Genomic DNA, 17,885 nt, shown 5'->3' on the forward strand with positions numbered 1-17,885 from the left:
GGTCACTCCTGGACCCACAGCATCTCGGGGCGCAGCGAGCCGTAGCCGTACTGGGTCAGGCCGCCGACATGCGTGCCGGACACGGCGGTACTGGCGTTGCGGGTCATCCAGATGTTCGGGTGCAGCGCCTTCAGCCGCTCCTGCACGACCGTGTACGCGGCCTTGCGGTCCTCGACCGTCGTCGACGTGCGCCCCTTGAGCAGTGCCTCGTTCAGCTGGGGGTCGTCGATCCCCGACATGTTCACCGGCGAGTCACCCTGGAAGGCGGTCCACATCCGGGGCTCCGGATCGAGGAAGGCCGCCGAGCTGACGGTCGCATCGAAGTCCTTGCTGGACTGCAGGGTCCTGAGCTCGGCGAAGTCGATGGTCTTGACCTCGACGGTGACGTTCCGGAAGGCGCTGAGCTGGGCCTGGATCGCCTCGCCGGTCGCCCGGCTCTCCGAGTTCGAGGTCGAGGTGAAGGTGAAGGAGACCGGCTTGCCCTCGGCCGCCAGCTCGTCGAACAGCTCCTGTGCCCGGGCCGGATCCGGCTCGTTGGTCGGGATGTCGGTCCGGAACGGCGACGTCGGGGCGAACAGCGTGTCGACCAGCTCGGCCGCGCCGGTGTAGACGGACACGTTGAGCCCCTCCGGGTCGAGGGCCGCGGCCACGGCCTCCCGGGCGCGGATGTCGTCGAACGGTGCCCGCCGCATGTTCAGGGCGAGGTAGTTCCCCCCGCTGAGCGGCTGGATGTCGGTCACCAGGCCCGCATCCTTTGCCTTCTGCACGTTCTCCCAGCTGCTCTCGGCGCCGACGTCGGCCCCGCCGCTGATGACCGTGTTGATCCGCTGGCTCGCATCGAGAACGGCCCGGACGGTGAGCTGGTCGAGGTAGGGCCGCGGCGCGTCCCAGTAGGCCGGGTTCTTGACCAGCACCATGGCGTCCTGACGGCGCCATTCCTGCAGGGTGAACGGCCCCGCACCGATCGGGTTCTCGTCGAAGGCCTCGGCGCCCGCAGCGAGCGCCTCGGGCTTCGGGATCCAGTTCAGCCCCGAGGTGACGATCGAGTAGCCGAAGTTCGGCACCGGCGTGGCCATCGTCGCCCGCAGCGTGGTCGGCGAGGTCACCTCGATGCTCTCGACCTGGTTGGCGTCGGCGAAGTAGCTCGAACCGGCGGCCGGGTCCTTGTGCCGTTCCCACTGTGCCTTGATCGCCGACGCCTCGAACGGGCTGCCGTCACTGAACGTCAGGCCGTCGCGCAGGGTCAGCTCGAAGGTCTTGCCGTCGTCGGGGGTGGAGAAGGACGACGCCATCGACGGAGCGATCTCGCCGGTCTCCGGATCCGTGATCAGCAACGTGCCGTACAGCGCGTTACCGACGATCGCATTGCCCGGCGTGTTGTTGCTGCCGGCCGTCGGGTCGAGCGTGCGGGGCTCGTTCAGGTACACCACGGTCGCCGATCCGCCCTGGACCGGTTCGGTGCCCGCGCCCGCGTCCGCGTCCGCACCCGCCGCCGCCGAGCCGGCGACACCGCCACCTCCGGCGCAGGAAGTCAGAACCAGTGCGGCGGCAGCGAGCATCGCCGCGCCTGGCACACGCCACTTACGGATCATCGTTGACCTCTCGTCGGACGGCCCGCTGGACCGCGCGCAGTCGGGGGCGGTCCGGGACGGACCGCGGGTGTCGCTAGCTCAGGCCGCGGTCGAACCGCCGGCGCAGGTGGTCGCCCGCCTGGTTGAGGGCGAAGACCGTGCAGAAGATGAAGAAGGACGGGACGAACACCATGTGCGGGTAGTCACCGATCGAGTCCTTGCCGTCGGAGATCATCCCGCCCCAGCTCGGCGTGGGCGGCGGGATCCCCATCCCGAGGAAGCTCAACGAGCCCTCGGCCACGATCAGCGCCGCCATCACGATGGGCAGGTACGCACCCAGGGTCGGCAGCAGGTTGGGCAGGATCTCCCGGAAGAGGATCCGGCCGCTGCCCGCGCCCACGTTGCGGGCGGCGGTGACGAACTCGCGTGATGCCCACGCCAGGGTGTTGGCCCTGGCGAGGCGGATGAAGGTCGGGATGACCAGCAGCGACAGTCCGATCAGGATCGTCGACACGCTCGGGGTGAGCACGGCCGCGAGCGCGAGCAGCAGGATCAGCGGGGGGAAGGCGAGCATCGCGTCCGCCAGCAGGCGGATCACGCTGTCGACCCGGCCGCCGAGATATCCCGCGACCATGCCGAGCACCCCGCCGACCACCGCGCCGACGAGCCCCGCGACGGCGCCGACCACCAGCGACACCTGCGCTCCGTTGATGATCCGCGAGAGCAGCGAGCGCCCCAGCTGGTCGGTGCCCAGCAGCAGATCGATCGAGCCCAGCTGCAGGGACTCGCGCGGCGGGCCCGCTGCGGCATCGAACGGCGCGATCGGCAGCAGGGGCGCCAGGATCGCCGCCAGGATCAGCAGGCCGAGCCAGACGTAGGAGAAGGCGACGAGCACCGACCGCTGCTTGCGGACGACCGGCACGTGCGGGTCCGCGGCGGAGGGGGTGACGGCCGGGACGGTCTTCACGGCCGGATCCACGCTGGTCATACCGCCGCCTTCCGGACCCGCGGGTCGAGCCAGTTGTAGCTGAGGTCCACCAGCATGTTGAGCACCACGTAGACGACGGCGATGAAGACGACGATGCCCTGCACCGAGATCACGTCCCGGGAGGTGATCGAGCTGACGACCAGCTGGCCCAGGCCGGGCAGTGAGAACAGCGTCTCCACGACGACCGTCCCGCCGATCAGCCGGCCGAGGTTGATGCCGACCAACGTGATCAGGGAGAAGGACGAGGGCCGCAGCACGTGCCGGAACATGACGTAGAACCGGCTCATGCCCTTGGCACGGGCGGCACCGACGAAGTCCTCGCGCAGTGTCGAGATCAGGTCCGAACGCAGGATCCGGTGGAAGGCCGCGATCTCGATGAGCGAGATCGCCACCGCCGGCATGATCGCGCTCGCCAGGTTGGCCTCGAGCCCGTCCGTACCGATCCGCGCCCAGCCGCTGACCGGGAACCAGCCCAGCTGCAGTGCCAGGAAGTACACGAGCAGCGGTCCGGCGATGAAGGCCGGGACCGAGAGCAGCACCGAGGAGAACGCGGTGATCGCGCGGTCGACGACCGTGTCCTGCCAGGTCGCCGAGATGAGGGCGAGGATCACCGAGACCACGATCGAGATCAGCAGCGCGAGCACGGCCAGCTCGACGGTCACCGGCAGCCGGGCGAGGAGCGCGTCGACCACGGGTTCGTTGGTGATCGGCGAGGTGCCGAGGTCACCGGTCACGGCGTTACCGAGCCAGGTCAGGTACTGCTGCCAGACCGGCAGGTCCAGTCCGAGACTGGCGTTGAGAGCGGCGACCGCATCCGGCGTCGCGTTCTCACCGAGGATGACGGCGGCGGCGGAGCCGGGAGCGAGGCTCAGCAGACCCACGGCGGCCATCGTCACGAGCAGGACGACGACGGCGCTGCGGCCGACGCGTCTCGCTATGGAGAGCACCATGCGACTCACTTCCACGGGAGGGCAGGTGATCGGCGCCCGTACACCCCGGAGATCGTCCGGGCGTGCGGGCGTCCGTCGGGAACACCGGGTCGCCCCGGCAGGTGGTGGCGTCGAAGCTAGAGCCAACCGAACAGGGCACACAACGCGCCGTTCCGCTTAACGGGAAGGCGTCGCCGACTCGGCAGCATCGACCATTTCAGTACCATGTATTGGCTATACTGACGCCGGGATGGGTCGACCGCCCTCGACGCACCGAAGAACATTGACCTCTTTGTCGTGTCTGCCAGGTTCCGTCGGTGGGCGCCGCGGTCGATCGCCAACCCGGCTCGGTGACCATCCCACCGACACCCAACCCACCGACAGGAGATGAGCCATGGGGGTCCGTTCCCTCGGCTACGTACGGCTGAACTCGCCCGACATCGAGGCGTGGCGCAGGTTCGGCGAGGACTTCCTCGGCATGATGCGGGTGGAGGGCGCCGATCCCGGCTCGCTCTACTTCCGGATCGACGACTTCCCGCCGCGCCTGGTCATCACCCCGGGCGCCGAGCCCGGGCTCGCCGCGATGGGCTTCGAGGTGCTCAACGCCCGTGACCTCGCTCAGGTCGTCGCCGATGTCGAGGCCGAGGGCATCAAGGTCACGCCGGGCACCGCGCAGGAGTGCGCCGAGCGCCGCGTCACCGGCTTCGCGAGCTTCCTCGATCCCGGCGGCAACCCCGTCGAGCTCTTCTACGGCGCCGTCCTCGACCACGTCCGGGTGCAGACCCCGCTGATCAGCAGCAGCTTCGTGACCGGGGACCAGGGCTTCGGGCACGTGATCGTGACCGCCGAGGACTCCGAGGCCGAGTTCGACTTCTACCAGCGGGTCCTGGGCTTCGTGGAGCGCAACACCATGGGCCCCACCCACTTCATGGGGTGCAACGCCCGGCACCACACCTTCGGCGTCGCGCCCAAGCCAGGGCCCGGCCGGCTGGTGCACATCATGGTCGAGGTCGCGAGCCTCGACGACGTGGGCCTGGCGATCGACCGCGCCGCGAAGCTCGAGGTGCCGATGATGAACACGCTGGGCAAGCACACCAACGACCAGATGGTGTCCTTCTACGTGTACTCCCCCGAGCTCCACGCGATCGAGTTCGGCTGGAACGGCCTGCGGGTCGAGCAGGAGGAGCCCGTCTACGAGATCACCGAGGGCGCATTCTGGGGCCACGCGTTCACCCCACCGCCCGGGCGCTGACCCGCCGCACACAGCAAGAGGGGGCCTCCCGGTGGGAGGCCCCCTCTCGGGTGTCCGGGCTCAGAGCAGCTCGGGCTTCTTCAGGTCGCGGAGCAGGTAGGAGAGCACCGTGCTCTCGAACTCGTCCTTGCGCTCGATCATGGCCCAGTGCCCGCAGTCGTGGAAGACGTGCAGCTCGCACTTCGGGATCAGGCGCATCGGCAGCAGCGCACTGTCCAACGGGGTCACCCGGTCGTCCCGGCCGAAGGTGATCAGCGTGGGCGCCTGGATCTTCGTGAGCAACCCGACCGCGTCGGCTGCGCCGGCGTTGCGGTCGCGCATGGCGGCGAGCGAGCCGGCGTTGAACAGCTTGCGCACGTCGGCCAGTGCGGCCGGGTCCGACGCCGCCTGCCACCGCAGCTCGACGAACTCCTCGGTGAGGATCGCGGTGTCGTGGACCATGGACTCCATCCAGGCCATGAGCCGATCCCGCGTCGGGTCCTCGACGAACTGCACGAGCAGCTTGATGCCCTCGGACGGCGACGGGTTGAACACCGGCAGGCCGATGCCGCCGATCGTCACCAGCCTGCTCACCCGCTCGGGCAGCGTGCCCGCCAGCCGTGCGGCGACGTTGCCGCCCATGGAGTTGCCCAGGACCGGCAGCGAGTCCAGCCCGAGCGCGTCGAGGAAGTCGACGACGGCCGGGAGCGCGGCGGGCATCGGATTGCCGTCCGGCGAGTAGCTCTTGCCGAAACCCGGGAAGTCCAGCGCGAGCACCCGGAAGTGCTCGGCGAACACCGCGAGGTTCCCGCGGTAGTTCGCCCAGGCGCTCACGCCGGGGCCGGAACCGTGCAGCAGGAGCAGGGGCGGGCCGTCGCCCGTCTCGTGGTAGTGCAGCGGGCCCCGCGCGGTGTCGATCGTCTTCGCGGTGCCGTCGTGCGTCAGCTCGGTCATCTCAGCGCCGTACCCATCCGAAGTCGTGCCAGTGGGTCTCCATCTGCGAGACCGGGACCGGCCAGGTTTCGATGTAGGTCACGCCCTCCGGTCCCGCGGTCATCGTGTACGGCGTTCCCGCCCGGCTGAGGAAGACGTCCCCGGGCCCGACCCGGACCGTCTCCGGGACACCGTTGTCGTAGTGCTCGATGAAGTACTCGCCCGCGAAGCAGAAGAGCATCTCGTCGATGTTGTGGTGGTGGCGTGGCACCGTGAAGTTCGGGAGCACGCGCAGCGGGTTGCGGTTGAACCGCGGTACGTCGATCGGTTTGGTGGTCACGAACATCGATTCACCGAACGTGGCCGCGAAGTCCACCGGCGCATCGGCCAGCATCCCGCCGTCGTTCCAGAAGTACCGCGGATGCTCCTGCTGCCCCGCGAGAGGCATCGGAATCCAGTCCGAGTCCTCGATGAGATCACCGAAGATAATGGTCACCGGGCGACCGTACGCACGGGCCGGGCGGGGGTTCGACATCCGATTCCGCTCGGTGGGACGCGTCTGCCGGCGTGCGCGGTCGTCATCCGGTCCGGACCTCGTGGAGGGCCGCACGGGAGCCGACGCCGTCCAGCGGGGAGTCGGTGCCGGCCAGGTACCTCGGCGCGACCAGCACGGCCGCCACCCCGACCACGGCCGCTGCGACCAGCACCAGCAGTGGCGCGAACGGTGAGCCGATCGCCAGCACCAGCGCGCTGGCGATCAGCGGCGCCGTGCCACCACCGAGGGCCGCGCCGATCTGGGTGGAGATGTTCGAGCCGGTGAACCGCGCGGACACCGGGAAGTGCAGCGCGATGTAGGTGTAGACCGGCGGGCCCGTGCCGGCGATCAGGGCGATGAACACCGTGATCGCGACCCCGAGCACCCACGGCGAGGTCGCCGTCCCCAGGACCCCGAGGATCGGGACCATCAGCACCACCGACACGGTGAAGGCGGTGACGATCGTCCTCTGGTGTCCGAACCGGTCGGTCGCCTTGCCCATGAGTGGCACGATCGAGTTGCCGAGCGCCTGGCTCAGGGCATAGGCGAGGAAGATCGGCGCGGGATCGAGCCGGCGGATGCCGGTCAGGTAGGGCACCAGCCAGCCGAGCAGACCACCGAACATCGAGTAGGCGAGCCCCACCAGCCCGGTGATCAGCAGGATCCGCCGGTACGTGACGAAGGTGTCGCGGACCGGGGACTTCGCGACCTGGTTCTTCTCGACGAGGTCCTGGAAGTCCGGGCTGTCCTCCAGCCGGCGCCGGACCACGAACGCGAGAACGGTCAGCGGGATGGCGACCAGGAACGGGATCCGCCACCCCCAGGCGAGCATCGTCTCCGGGGACACCGTCATGCCGATGATCGCGGCGACCAGCGCGCCGGAGGCGCCACCCAGGCCGGTGCCCAGATTGACCCAGGACGCCAGCGCCGCCCGCCGCGACCTCGGCGCGGACTCCAGCACGTAGGTCACCGCGCCCTGCAGCTCGGCGCCGCTGGAGGCGCCCTGCAGCACCCGCAGCACCACGAGCAGGATCGGCGCGGTGACGCCGATCGCGGCGTAGGTCGGCAGGATCGCGATCAGGCTGGTGGCCACCCCCATGAGGACCACCGTGAACAGCAGGGTGGCGCGCCGGCCACGCCGGTCGCCCATCCGCCCGAAGACGATGGCACCGAGGGGCTTGGCCACGAACCCGGCGCCGTAGACGGCCAGGCCGGCGAGCACCGAGACCGACGGGTCGCTGGACGGGAAGAACAGCGGCGCGATGTAGACGGTCAGGACACTGAACAGCAGATAGTCGAAGTACTCGATGAACGTCCCGATACCGCCCGCGAGTGCCGCCTTGCGCGCAGCGGGCGGGATGGGCTCCTTGCCCTCCCTGGCGCCTCGCCTGCCGGGTACGACCGTGTTCACGTACATCCACTCCTCGTCGAGAGCTGGCCTGATGTCCGGTCGGCCATGGCGTGCACGACGTGGACCTCCCCTTCGGACATCGCCCTAGGGGCGACTGAAGAGTGTACTGATCGTGGTCCTCCGAGAGAGTTCGGTCAAGCCCCCGCGGCCCGGTCGGCAGCCTGCCGGCGCCGGACCGGTTCGGTACCGGCGGTGGCGAGGTCGATCCCCTTCGTCTCGGGCAGCAGGTACACCGTGATCCCGGACAGGACCAGCAGCACGATGGCGTAGCCGAGGAACAGACCCGGCCTGCCGATCTCGGCGAACAGCGTCTGCAGGTAGGGCGCGGTCCCGCCGAACAGCGCGACCGAGATCGAGTAGGGCACGCCGAGCCCGGCCGCGCGGATCCCGGTCGGGAACATCTCGGAGTAGAGCGCCGGCGCGACGGCGCACGCGGCCCCGACGAGTGCGAGCGCGATCGTCATGGCGGCGAACAGCGACCAGCCGTCGTGGATCATCGCGTCCAGCGGGAACATCAGCACGGCCAGCAGGGCGCCGGGGACCAGCAGGGTCGGGCGGCGGCCGAACCGGTCGGAGACCGCACCCCAGGCGGGCAGGGTCAGCATGAAGATCGCCAGCGCACCCGCACCGGCCCACAGCGCGGCGGCCGGGTCGACACCGCGCGACGTGATGGCGTAGGCGGGGGCGGCGACCGACCAGACGTAGTAGACGATGGTCATCCCGCTGGTCAGGAACACCACCCGGGCCAGTGCCTTCGGCCGGGCGAGGATCTGGCGCAGGAGCGAGGGCGCGGGCTCGCCACCGCTCGAGGCCGTCCGGACGGCCTCGTCCTCGGCGTAGGTCTCGGACTCGCGCATCCGCAGCCGCATGACCAGGGCGTAGAGCCCGAACACACCGCCGAGCACGAACGGGACCCGCCAGCCGTAGGACGCCATCTGCTCGGGCGTCAGCGCGCTGGACAGGATCGCGCCGAGGACGGTCCCGGCCAGGATCCCGGTGGTTCCGGAGAAGTAGATCAGGCTCGACCACAGTCCCCGCCGGTGCCGCGGCGCCATCTCGGCGAGGTACGTCTGCGCCGCCGGGAGCTCGCCACCGTGCGCGAGCCCCTGGGCCAGCCGGGCGAGTACCAGCACGACCGGCGCGGCGATCCCGATCGTCGCGTGGGTCGGGACGATGCCGATCACCAGGCTGCCGACCGCCGCCGTCGCGACGCAGAGGGCCATCGACAGCTTCCGGCCGCGCCGGTCGGCGATCCAGCCGAAGACGAAGCCGCCGAACGGGCGGGCGACGAACCCGACGGCGAACACCGCGAGCGTCTTGAGCAGGGCGGTGCCGGTGTCGTCACCGGCGAAGAACTGCGGTGCGAAGAAGGCGGAGAAGGTGGCGTAGACGTTCCAGTCGAACCACTCCATCGCGTTGCCGGTGCCGATCCCCAGGATCGTGCGGCGCTTCTCGGTGCGGGCGGCGGCCTGCTCGGTGCTGCTCACGCGACCACCCCCGCCGGGGCGAGCCGGGTGGTGGCCAGCGACGCGTGGAGCGCGGCGGCGTCGCCGAGCACGGCGTCGTCGAAGCGGGCCAGCGGCGAGTGGTTCATCGGGGCGTCCTGCGGGTCGGTGCCGGACGGGCAGGCACCCATGCCGAGGAACGCGCCCGGGATCGCGGCGAGCACCCGGGAGAAGTCCTCGGAGCCGCTGACCGGGTCCGGGGCGAGGGTGAAGCGCTCCTCGCCGAGCAGTTCGGTGCAGACGCCCTGGGCGAAGCCGACCTCGTCGGCGTCGTTGACCGTCCGCGGGTACTCGTCGCGCCAGGTCACCTCGGCTCGCACGCCGTGGGCGGCCGCGACGCCTGCACACACCTCCCGGACCAGGGCCGGGAGCTGCTCGGCGTGCGCGTCGGAGAAGCTGCGCACGGTCGCCTCGAACCGGGCGGTGTCCGGGATGACGTTGCGCCGGGACCCGGCCCGTACGACGCCGACGGTCAGCACGACCGGATCGAACATGTCGAACCGGCGGGTCACCATCGTCTGCAACGAGGTGATCATCTCCGCGGCGGCGGTGATCGGGTCCCGGGCGCTGTGCGGGTTGGAGCCGTGCCCGCCCGCGCCGTGCACGGTCACGTCGAGCGCGTGCGAGGCGGACAGGAACACCCCGGGGCGGGTGGTGACGAGCCCGGCCGGCATCCGGTTGGCGAACACGTGCAGGCCGTACGCGTGGTCGGCCCGCCTGCCCGCGGCGCTCAGCACGCCCTCGTCGATCATCCGGCCGGCGCCGTCCCACCCCTCCTCACCGGGCTGGAACATGAACACGACGTCCCCGGCGAGGTGGTCGCGGTGCGCCGAGAGCAGCTGGGCGGCACCGGCCAGGGCGGCGGTGTGCAGGTCGTGGCCGCAGGCATGCATCGTGCCGGTCTGCGCGGCGAAGCCCTCCCCGCTGTCCTCGGCGACCGGCAGCCCGTCCATGTCCCCGCGCAGGAGCACGACCGGACCGTCCCCGTCGCGGGGCGCGCCACCGCGCAGCACGGCCGTGACCGACGTCGTCGAGGTGCCCTCGTGTACCTCCAGCGGCAGCCCCTGCAGCGCCGCGAGCACCCGGTCCCGGGTGCGCGGCAGGTCCAGTCCCACCTCGGGTTCGCGGTGCAGAGCACGTCGCAGCTCCACCAGATCCGGGTGGAGCGCGCGGGCGTCGTCCCGAAGATCCATGCCGTCTCCTCGTCTCGTCCCGGCGGGCCACGGTGCCCGCCGTGCGGCGCCGGTGAGTCTGCGCATGCGATCGTTCCGGTAGCTGGAATCGATGGATTCGATCCGACGAGGGCGGATGATGGACGACAACGCGCAGCAGACCCTGTCCGAGGCGGACTTCGCGCTCGCGCACGCCCTCCAGCTGTACCCACGCGTGAGCTGGAGCAGGCTGGCTCCGGTACTCGACGCGGCACCGGTCACGCTCGCCCGGCGCTGGGAGCGGCTCCGGGAGTCCGGCCACGCCTGGGTCAACAGCTACCCGGTGGTGCGGGGTAGCGCGATGCAGGTCGCGCTCGTCGAGGTCGACTGCGCACCCGGGCGGCTGGAGGATGCGGCCACAGCGCTCGAGGCGATGCCGGCGGTGATGTCGATCGAGTACGCCGCCCGCGGCCGCGACCTGCTGCTGACGGTGAACGCACCGTCGTTCACGGAGCTGTCCGGCCTGGTGCTGGACCGGCTCGGGCATGTCCCCGGCGTGACCTCGACCCGCACGCACCTCGCGGCCGCCGTGCACGTCGAGGGCAGCCGGTGGCGGCTGGACGCACTGGACGGCGACCAGATCGAGGCGGTCCGCGCACTGCGCCGGGCCGACACCGCTCCGCCCGCCGATCCGGTGGACCTGCGGGGCACGGTGTACGGCCCGATCGTGCGCGAGCTCGGCGCGGACGGGCGGGCCGGCGCAGCGGAGATCGCCGCCAGGATCGGGCGCCCGGCCTCGACCGTGCGGCGCCAGCTCGCGACGCTGGTCCGCTCGCGTTCGCTCGTGTTCCGGTGCGAGATCGCGCAGCTGCTGACCCGGTGGCCGATCAGCGTGGCCTGGTGGATCCGGCTGCCGACCGCCGACGTCGGCGAGGCCGTGCGTCGGGTCGGGTCCGACCCCCGGGTACGGTTGTGCCTCTCGCTCACCGGCCCGGCGAACTTCCTGGTCAACGCCTGGACGCACGCGCTGCCGGAGCTCGTCGGGATGCAGTCGGAGATCGAGCGCGCGCTACCGGCGGCCGAGATCGTCGACACCTCGGTGACCCTGCGGACCCGCAAGCGGATGGGGTGGCTGCTGCATCCCGACGGGCGGTGCACCGGCCGGAACGTGCCGCTGTTCGCCGAGCGCGCCGCTCCCCCGGCCTGACCCGGCTCCGGCTCACGGGGTCAGCCGTTTGTCGGCGGTGGTGCGACGCATCGCATCGTTGCTGCCCGCCGGGACCGAGATCGCCGGGCGGCTCGGCCTCACCGACCGGTTGGTCGGGGTGACCTTCGAGTGTGACGACCCGCCCGGCATCCGGGACCGGGTGCCGGTGGTGGTGGACACCGCTCTGGCAGCCGATGCGACCCCGGCCGAGATCGATGCGATCGTCCGCAAGCGGGCCACGGCCGGGCCGGCGATGTACGAACTCGACCGGGCGACGCTCGCGGCCGCTGATCCCGATCCCATCCTCACTGTGCGGTCTGCGCCCTGCCCGGGGCGACGATCGCCGAGGCGCAGGAGACGATCGGTACCCGGCGCCGAGCTTGCTCTTTAACCTCGGCGAGCTGCTGTCGCTGAACCTGCACCGGCTCCCGGACGTCCTGCAGATGATCACCGATGTCGGTGCGGCGGCCGGTGTTCCGGGCGCGGCGGCCGAGCTGGTGGCGGGTCTCTCCGGCCGGTGGGATGCCGTCGGCGCGGCCGTCCGCGGGTACCGGCGGCCGCGGGTGCTGGTCCTGGAGTGGACCGACCCGCCGTTCCTGCCCGGGCACTGAGTCCCCGATCTCGTCACCGCCTGGTCGTGGACCGAAACTGTCGGTGGTCGACGGTATGTTCGATTCATGGTGGTCGGGCAGGTGATTCCAGAAGGGCTGGCGGCGCTGTCGCCCGGCCCCGAGCTGGCCACCACACTCGCCGGCCTCGACCTTGACCGGGTGCCCAACGACGACATCGGTGACGTCCTGGTCGCCCAGTCCCGCCAGCTCGCCCACGAGCAGGCCCGGATGTTCGCCACGATGGCCGAGGTCGTGTGCCGGCGCCCGTTCGCCGGGCCCCTGGAGGTCCGCCGCGCCGACACCCCCGAGCTCTACGGCGCCGACGAGGTCCGCGCCGCCCTGGCCTGGACCCGGCGCGCGGCAGAGTCGGAGACCGATTTAGCGTTCGTGCTGGTGTACGCGTTGCCGCAGGTGCAGGCGGCGTTGTTGCAGGGCCACATCGACCGCGGCAAGGCCCGGGTGTTCGCCCAGCACCTGGGCGACCTACCCGCCGACCAGATCGCCGCGGTCTGCGCGGCGGTCCTGCCCCACGCACCCCGGTTGACCACCGGACAGATCGCGGAACGGATCAAACGCCTGGTCCTGGAACTGGACCCGGCCTACTACGAACGCCGCTACCGCAAGGCGATCCGGGACCGCCAAGTCGTGGCCTACCTGTGCGCCGACGGCACCGCGGTGCTCTCGGCGAGCGGGCTCCCGGCCGACGAAGCTGCCGCCGCCTGGGAACGCCTCGACGCCCTGGCCCGCGCCGCCCGCCACGACGGTCACCCCGACACCCTGGACCAGGTCCGGGCCGACCTCGTACTGGGCCTGCTCGACGGATCACTGCACGGGCTGGACCGGGCCGAGATCCTGCAGGCGTTGCTGGAGCGCTTCGCCGGACACGCCGATCCCGGCACGACCGTGAACGACACCGAGTCCGGTGAGGCCGAGTCGAACGGGCCCACGTCCGGTGAGCCCACGTCCAGCGAAGTCCGGGCCGACGAGCCAGGGCCCGAGGAACCCGAGTCCGACGATCCCGGGCTCGACGAGCCCGAGGACGGGCAGCCTGAGCCCAACGGGTCCGGGCCGGACGACTCCGGACCCGATGCACCGGGCCCCGGACCCGGCTCTGAGCCCGGCTCTGCCCCTGATCCCGGCGGCACCGAGACCGACGGACCGGACACGGGTGGTTCGCCGACCGGGGGCCGCGATCGCGGGACCCGACCGGCCGGCAGCGCCGCCGCGTCCCGGGGCACCGGGGTCGGTGTGGAGGTGCGGGTCCCGCTGAGCACCTTGCTCGGCCTCGACGACCGCGCCGCCGAACTACCCGGCTGGGGCCCGATCCCCGCCCACACTGCCTGCCGCATCGTCGCCCGCCAACGCCGCGCCCAATGGCGCTGGGTCATCGTCGACGACCACGGACATCTGCTGGCCGAAGGCATCACCCGCCACCGGCCCACACCGCGCGACCCCAGCGGGCCGCCCGGCGGGGTCGTCGAACTGCAGATCCCCGAAACCCAGCTCGCCGCCCTGGCCGCTACCGCGGCGCAGCACGGCCGCTGGGCCGGGGTGATCACCGACATCGCCGCCCGCTACCAGCTCCACCGTCAACAAGACGAGCTCTGGGCCGAACTCGACGCCGACCCCACCGCCCGATTCCCGTCCGCGCCGCTACGCCGCCACACCGAGGTCCGCGACCGCACCTGCGTGCATCCCGGGTGCCGTACCTCGGCCCGGCGCTGCGACCAGGACCACACGATCAACCATGGTCACGGGGGCACCACCACCCACGACGACCTGGCACCACTGTGTCGCCACCACCACATGCTCAAGACCAAGGGCGGATGGCGCCTCGAGCAGCCCGAACCCGGCCACTTCATCTGGATCAGCCCCCTCGGGCGGCACTACCCCGTCGGGCCCGAACCGATCCTGCCGCCCCCGATCCGGCCGGTCCACCGTGATCCTGAACCCTGGTTCGACCACCCCGCCTACGACATCGACCACGAACAGCCCGACCTGCGCCGACGCGACCGCGCCCCACCGGGCGAGGACCACGCACCACCCGAGGACACACCGCCCGGCGACACCACGCCCCGCGGCGGCGAAGCACGGGACGAGCCGCCGCCGTTCTGATCTGATCCCCGGGCGGGCGCCACTGGTCCATCCATGACAATCACCGACCGGTGGGCCGGCGGAGTGCGGCGCTACACCCTCCCGGCCCCGGGTGAAGGTGGCCGGAGACCCGGGGCAACGCCGGGCGGTCCTTCTTGCGGCGTGCCACCGTTCGAGCCCATGACCTGCTCGAAGTCGTCCCGAGTCTCGGATGTCAGCGGGGCCGTCGTGAATCGGCCATGCTGTGCACCACGCGTCGCCGGGCCGGGTGTCACGGCATGACCGCCCGGATCCGGGCGTCGGTGGGCAACGGCACCCGTGCCGGGTCGTCCGGCAGCCGCCCGGTCCACACCAGACACAGCACCGGCGGCGCCCCGACCGCGCGCAGGGCCGCGGCCACGCTCGCCACGTCACCCGGGCGGGTCCCCGCGGTCTGCACCGCGAGGACGGTCGGCCCGGAGTCGCGCAGCTCGCCGAGGTCCTCGTGGGCGAGCCGGGGCGTGCGCAACGCGCGGATCACCGGCACACCGGCCTCGGGCGGGACCGGCTCCGCTCCCGGCGTGAGGTCGACGTACTCCCTCCGGTCACCGACCAGTGCGGCCGCCTTGACCAGCTCGCCGGCGATGTCGCAGGCGGGTTCGGCAGTGAGCTGCACGACGGTGACGGCTTCGAGCCCGCGCAGCGAGGTCCGGTAGGCGTCGGCGAGCACCGGCACCGCGCCGGGCGCGTGGCCGGGCGCGAGCACCGGCACGTCCAGCTCGTCGCGCAGCGCGCCCGCGGGATCCGCCTCGGGCAGCAGACCACGCCCCCGGCGGACGGCCGGAACCCCCACCGCCACCAGGACCGGGACGGCGAGCCCGGCCAGTACTGCGGCACCCAGGACCCACACCGCCGTCGGCACCTCGGGGGCGACGACCGGCTCCGGCCCGGGCACGACGACGGTCGCCAGCCCGGTGCGCTCCGCCAGCGTCCGGCCGAGCTGCTCGGCGAACGGGTCGGGGGGCGGGGTGGTGCCGGTGCCGAGGCCGCTGCCGTCCCCGCCGTTGGTGCTGTCGCCGAGTGCGGCCTTGCGGTCGAGCTCTGCCCGCAGCGGGTCGGTCCCCGCGGCGGTGACCGCGGTGTCGAGGGCGCTGACCCGCGCGCCGAGGGCGGTGACGGCGTCCTTGGCCACGGCCGTGGCGGCCGCCGCGTCGGTCCCCGCCACCCGGATGTCGACCACACCGGGCGCCGGCGAGGAGACGCTCACCCGCGCGTCGATCTCGGCCGGGGTGGCCCCGGACAGCGCCGAGACTCGATCGGTGAACGCGGCCGTCGACGCCGCGGCGAGCGCACTGGCGGTGGCGGGCCCGGGGTCGGGAGTGCCGACCGCACCGACCTGCACCGACGTCGTCGCGACGACGGCCGGCGGGAACAGCAACGCCAGGCCGGCCGCGACGCCCGCGGCGACCAGCGCCAACAGTGCGACCGGGCGGCGCCGACGACCGAGTGCCGTGCGTGCCTCGCGCAGCGGGCCGTTGCGCGCCGGAGGGTGGGCCCGCCGTGCGGCGGAGGCCGGCGCCGCGGGGTGCGGGGTCTCGCCGGCACCGGTGGGTCCGGGCCCGGGGGATGCCGGACGCGCCGTTGCGGGGACGGTGGACTTCGGAGATGCAGGTGTGGGTTCCGCGGGCGCCGGACGCGCAGGCGCAGGGACGCCGGGGGTCGGACGTGCCGCTGTGGGCTCCGCGGACGCCGGACGCGCAGGCACGGGGACTCCGGGGGCGCGACGTGCCACTGCGGGCAACGAGGGTGCCGCGCGCGCAGATCCGGTGCCGGTGGCGGCCGGACGTGCAGGCGTGGCGGCCGCGGCGGAACCGGCCGGACGTGCGGTCGTGGGGGCCGCGGCGGATGTGGCCGGACGTGCAGGTGCGGGGCCGGCCGATCGTCCCGTCGACGGAGACTCACCTGCCGGTCGATGCGCGGCCGGTCGCTCCGGGGCTGTCGGCTCCCTGGCCGGCGGTGCGCTGCCCTGGCCCTGAGCGGTCGATGACCGGCCGTTCGCCTCCGGCACACCTGCCGGCCGTTCTTCGCTACCTCCCGGCTGCCCGCCCCGGTGCTCCGGGTACATCTGCACTCGGCCCGGTACCTGTGGGGCCACCGGTGCCCGGCCGCGAGGTTCCCTGAGCGGGTACCGCGCGTCCACCTGCTCGCGGTCAGGCCGTTCCCCGCGGGACCCCGGCCGATCCCCCGCCGGCCGGTTCCCTCCAGGTTGCTCGGTGTCCGCCGGTCCCCCGGCCTGCCCGTTCCTGCCCTGCCGCCCCGGGACGTCCCCCGCCGGCAGGTCCCGTCCGAGTCGCTCGGTATCCGCCGGTCCCCCGGCCGGCCCGTCGGTGCCCTGCCGCCCCGGCGCGGGTGGCGCCGTCGCCGAGCTCGTTCCTGCCCCGGCGGACCCACGCGGGAACGGGCTCGGTCGTGCCCGCCCTTCGGGCACGGCCGGTCCACCCCCGGCTCCACCCCCGGTTCCGGCCGCGCCCGTTCCGAGCGAGCCGGTTCCGGGCGAGCCCGTTCCAGCCGAGCCGGTTCCAGCCAAGCCGGTTCCGATCGCCGCGGTAGCGGGGTCGTCGGCCGGGTCCGGCGACGACCGCGCCGGTGGTCGCGGCGGGACGATCGGGGCCCGGACGGTGCGGCCCATCAGAGGCTCCGCACCGGCAGCGGCCCGTCGACGCCCGGGGTCTCGAGACCCGAGAGCGCCACCGCCGACCGCGGGTCGGGCACGCCACTGCCCGCGCCGGCCGCGACGTCGTCGCCGAAGTGCTCGCGCAGCCACGACGGCCGGTACACCGTGTCCAGGTAGCGTTCCCCCAGGTCCGGGGCCAGCGCGACGGCGGTCGTCGCCGGGTCCCCGTGCCGCGCGAGCCAGGCCAGCGCCCCCGCGACGACGGTCCCGGTGGACCCTCCGAACAGGAACCCCCGCCGGGCGAGCAGGTGGCAGATCTCGAGCGTGTCCGGTTCGGCGACGTGCACGACGTCGTCCACGTAGGACTCGTCCAGCATCGACGGCCGGACGCTCGTGCCCAGGCCGGGGATCAGCCGCGGCGACGGTCGTTGCCCGAAGGTCACCGAGCCGACGGCGTCCACGGCCACCACCCGCACCGGGCGGGGGCGGGCCCGGAAGTAGCGGGCGCAGCCCATCAGGGTCCCGGTCGACCCGGCACCGACGAAGAGCACGTCGAGCTCCGGGAACGCGGACTCGATCTGCGGACCGGTCCGGGTCGCGTGCGCGCCCCAGTTGTCCGGGTTGGCGTACTGGTTGAGCCAGACGTAGCGCTCGTCGGCCGCGACCAGCGACTCGACCAGCGCGATCCGGGCGGCGAGGAAACCGCCGGCCGCGTCGGGGACGTCGACCACCCGGACCTCGGCCCCGAGTGCCTCCATCAGCCGGTAGGTCGTGGGGTTGCACCGCGGGTCGGTGACGCAGACGAACCGGTAACCGCGGCTCGCCGCGATCATGGCCAGGGCGACGCCGAGGTTCCCCGACGAGGACTCGACCAGCACCGACCAGGGGTGCAGCCGACCGGTGCGTTCGGCCTCGGCCACCATCCCGAGCGCGGCCTTGAGCTTCACCGAACCGGCGAAGTTGAAGCCCTCGCACTTGAGGTAGAGCGACCGGCCGACGGTGGCGGCCAGGTCGACGTAGAGGTCGTCGGTGTTGAACTGTTCGGGGGCGGAGATGACGGTCATCG

15 protein-coding genes are annotated in these 17,885 nt (G+C 72.4%); 5 read left to right on the forward strand and 10 right to left on the reverse strand.

The window, feature by feature from the left end; genetic code table 11:
- Positions 1-2: 2 nt before the first annotated feature.
- The 3 genes from JOF36_RS22720 to JOF36_RS22730 all read right to left on the reverse strand — a co-directional run bounded on the left by JOF36_RS22720 (position 3) and on the right by JOF36_RS22730 (position 3,509).
- Complete coding sequence (locus JOF36_RS22720) at positions 3-1,559, reverse strand: ABC transporter substrate-binding protein (protein ID WP_210030613.1); 1,557 nt, start codon at positions 1,557-1,559, stop codon at positions 3-5.
- A 106-nt stretch (positions 1,560-1,665) separates the two neighbouring features.
- Positions 1,666-2,559 (reverse strand): ABC transporter permease, encoded by an 894-nt coding sequence (locus tag JOF36_RS22725; protein WP_210030615.1) that lies wholly within the window; start codon positions 2,557-2,559, stop codon positions 1,666-1,668.
- Complete coding sequence (locus tag JOF36_RS22730) at positions 2,556-3,509, reverse strand: ABC transporter permease (protein ID WP_210030617.1); 954 nt, start codon at positions 3,507-3,509, stop codon at positions 2,556-2,558. The genes JOF36_RS22725 and JOF36_RS22730 overlap by 4 nt, the downstream gene beginning before the upstream one ends.
- 373 nt (positions 3,510-3,882) lie before the next feature.
- Between JOF36_RS22730 and JOF36_RS22735 the strand changes: the two genes are divergently transcribed.
- Positions 3,883-4,740: a VOC family protein gene (locus JOF36_RS22735; RefSeq protein WP_210030619.1), complete on the forward strand. Its 858-nt coding sequence runs from the start codon at positions 3,883-3,885 to the stop codon at positions 4,738-4,740.
- A 60-nt stretch (positions 4,741-4,800) separates the two neighbouring features.
- On the opposite strand, the gene JOF36_RS22740 is transcribed toward JOF36_RS22735, so the two are convergent.
- The 5 genes from JOF36_RS22740 to JOF36_RS22760 all read right to left on the reverse strand — a co-directional run bounded on the left by JOF36_RS22740 (position 4,801) and on the right by JOF36_RS22760 (position 10,296).
- Positions 4,801-5,673, reverse strand: coding sequence for an alpha/beta fold hydrolase (locus JOF36_RS22740; protein ID WP_210030621.1), 873 nt, complete (start codon positions 5,671-5,673; stop codon positions 4,801-4,803).
- A gap of 1 nt (position 5,674) precedes the next feature.
- Positions 5,675-6,148: a cupin domain-containing protein gene (locus tag JOF36_RS22745; RefSeq protein WP_210030623.1), complete on the reverse strand. Its 474-nt coding sequence runs from the start codon at positions 6,146-6,148 to the stop codon at positions 5,675-5,677.
- A gap of 82 nt (positions 6,149-6,230) precedes the next feature.
- Complete coding sequence (locus JOF36_RS22750) at positions 6,231-7,598, reverse strand: MFS transporter (RefSeq protein WP_210030625.1); 1,368 nt, start codon at positions 7,596-7,598, stop codon at positions 6,231-6,233.
- Between the two features lie 134 nt (positions 7,599-7,732).
- Positions 7,733-9,085: an MFS transporter gene (locus JOF36_RS22755; RefSeq protein WP_372447403.1), complete on the reverse strand. Its 1,353-nt coding sequence runs from the start codon at positions 9,083-9,085 to the stop codon at positions 7,733-7,735.
- Positions 9,082-10,296, reverse strand: a complete 1,215-nt coding sequence (locus JOF36_RS22760) for a M20 metallopeptidase family protein (RefSeq protein WP_210030627.1) — start codon at positions 10,294-10,296, stop codon at positions 9,082-9,084. Before JOF36_RS22760 ends, JOF36_RS22755 begins: the two co-directional genes overlap by 4 nt.
- Before the next feature lie 115 nt (positions 10,297-10,411).
- On the opposite strand from JOF36_RS22760, the gene JOF36_RS22765 reads away from it, so the two are divergent.
- From JOF36_RS22765 to JOF36_RS22780, 4 genes are all read left to right on the forward strand, one after another.
- The gene (locus tag JOF36_RS22765; RefSeq protein ID WP_245350946.1) at positions 10,412-11,461 is read left to right on the forward strand and encodes an Lrp/AsnC family transcriptional regulator; all 1,050 of its coding nucleotides are present in this window, start codon (positions 10,412-10,414) and stop codon (positions 11,459-11,461) included.
- A gap of 40 nt (positions 11,462-11,501) precedes the next feature.
- The gene (locus JOF36_RS22770) at positions 11,502-11,852 is read left to right on the forward strand and encodes a TroA family protein (RefSeq protein ID WP_210030628.1); all 351 of its coding nucleotides are present in this window, start codon (positions 11,502-11,504) and stop codon (positions 11,850-11,852) included.
- Positions 11,842-12,072 (forward strand): TroA family protein, encoded by a 231-nt coding sequence (locus JOF36_RS22775; RefSeq protein ID WP_210030630.1) that lies wholly within the window; start codon positions 11,842-11,844, stop codon positions 12,070-12,072. Before JOF36_RS22770 ends, JOF36_RS22775 begins: the two co-directional genes overlap by 11 nt.
- Before the next feature lie 66 nt (positions 12,073-12,138).
- On the forward strand, positions 12,139-14,187 hold the full coding sequence (locus tag JOF36_RS22780; RefSeq protein ID WP_210030632.1) for a DUF222 domain-containing protein: 2,049 nt from the start codon (positions 12,139-12,141) through the stop codon (positions 14,185-14,187).
- Positions 14,188-14,437: 250 nt separating this feature from the next.
- Here the strand turns inward: JOF36_RS22780 and JOF36_RS22785 are convergent, their stop codons facing one another.
- Positions 14,438-15,622 carry a hypothetical protein gene (locus tag JOF36_RS22785; RefSeq protein ID WP_210030634.1) on the reverse strand — a complete coding sequence of 395 codons (1,185 nt, stop codon included), beginning with the start codon at positions 15,620-15,622 and terminating at the stop codon, positions 14,438-14,440.
- Positions 15,623-16,833: 1,211 nt separating this feature from the next.
- Complete coding sequence (gene sbnA, locus JOF36_RS22790; protein WP_210030635.1) at positions 16,834-17,883, reverse strand: 2,3-diaminopropionate biosynthesis protein SbnA; 1,050 nt, start codon at positions 17,881-17,883, stop codon at positions 16,834-16,836.
- Positions 17,884-17,885: the final 2 nt, after the last annotated feature.

This window comes from Pseudonocardia parietis (assembly GCF_017876315.1).
Classification (GTDB): Bacteria; Actinomycetota; Actinomycetes; order Mycobacteriales; family Pseudonocardiaceae; genus Pseudonocardia; species Pseudonocardia parietis.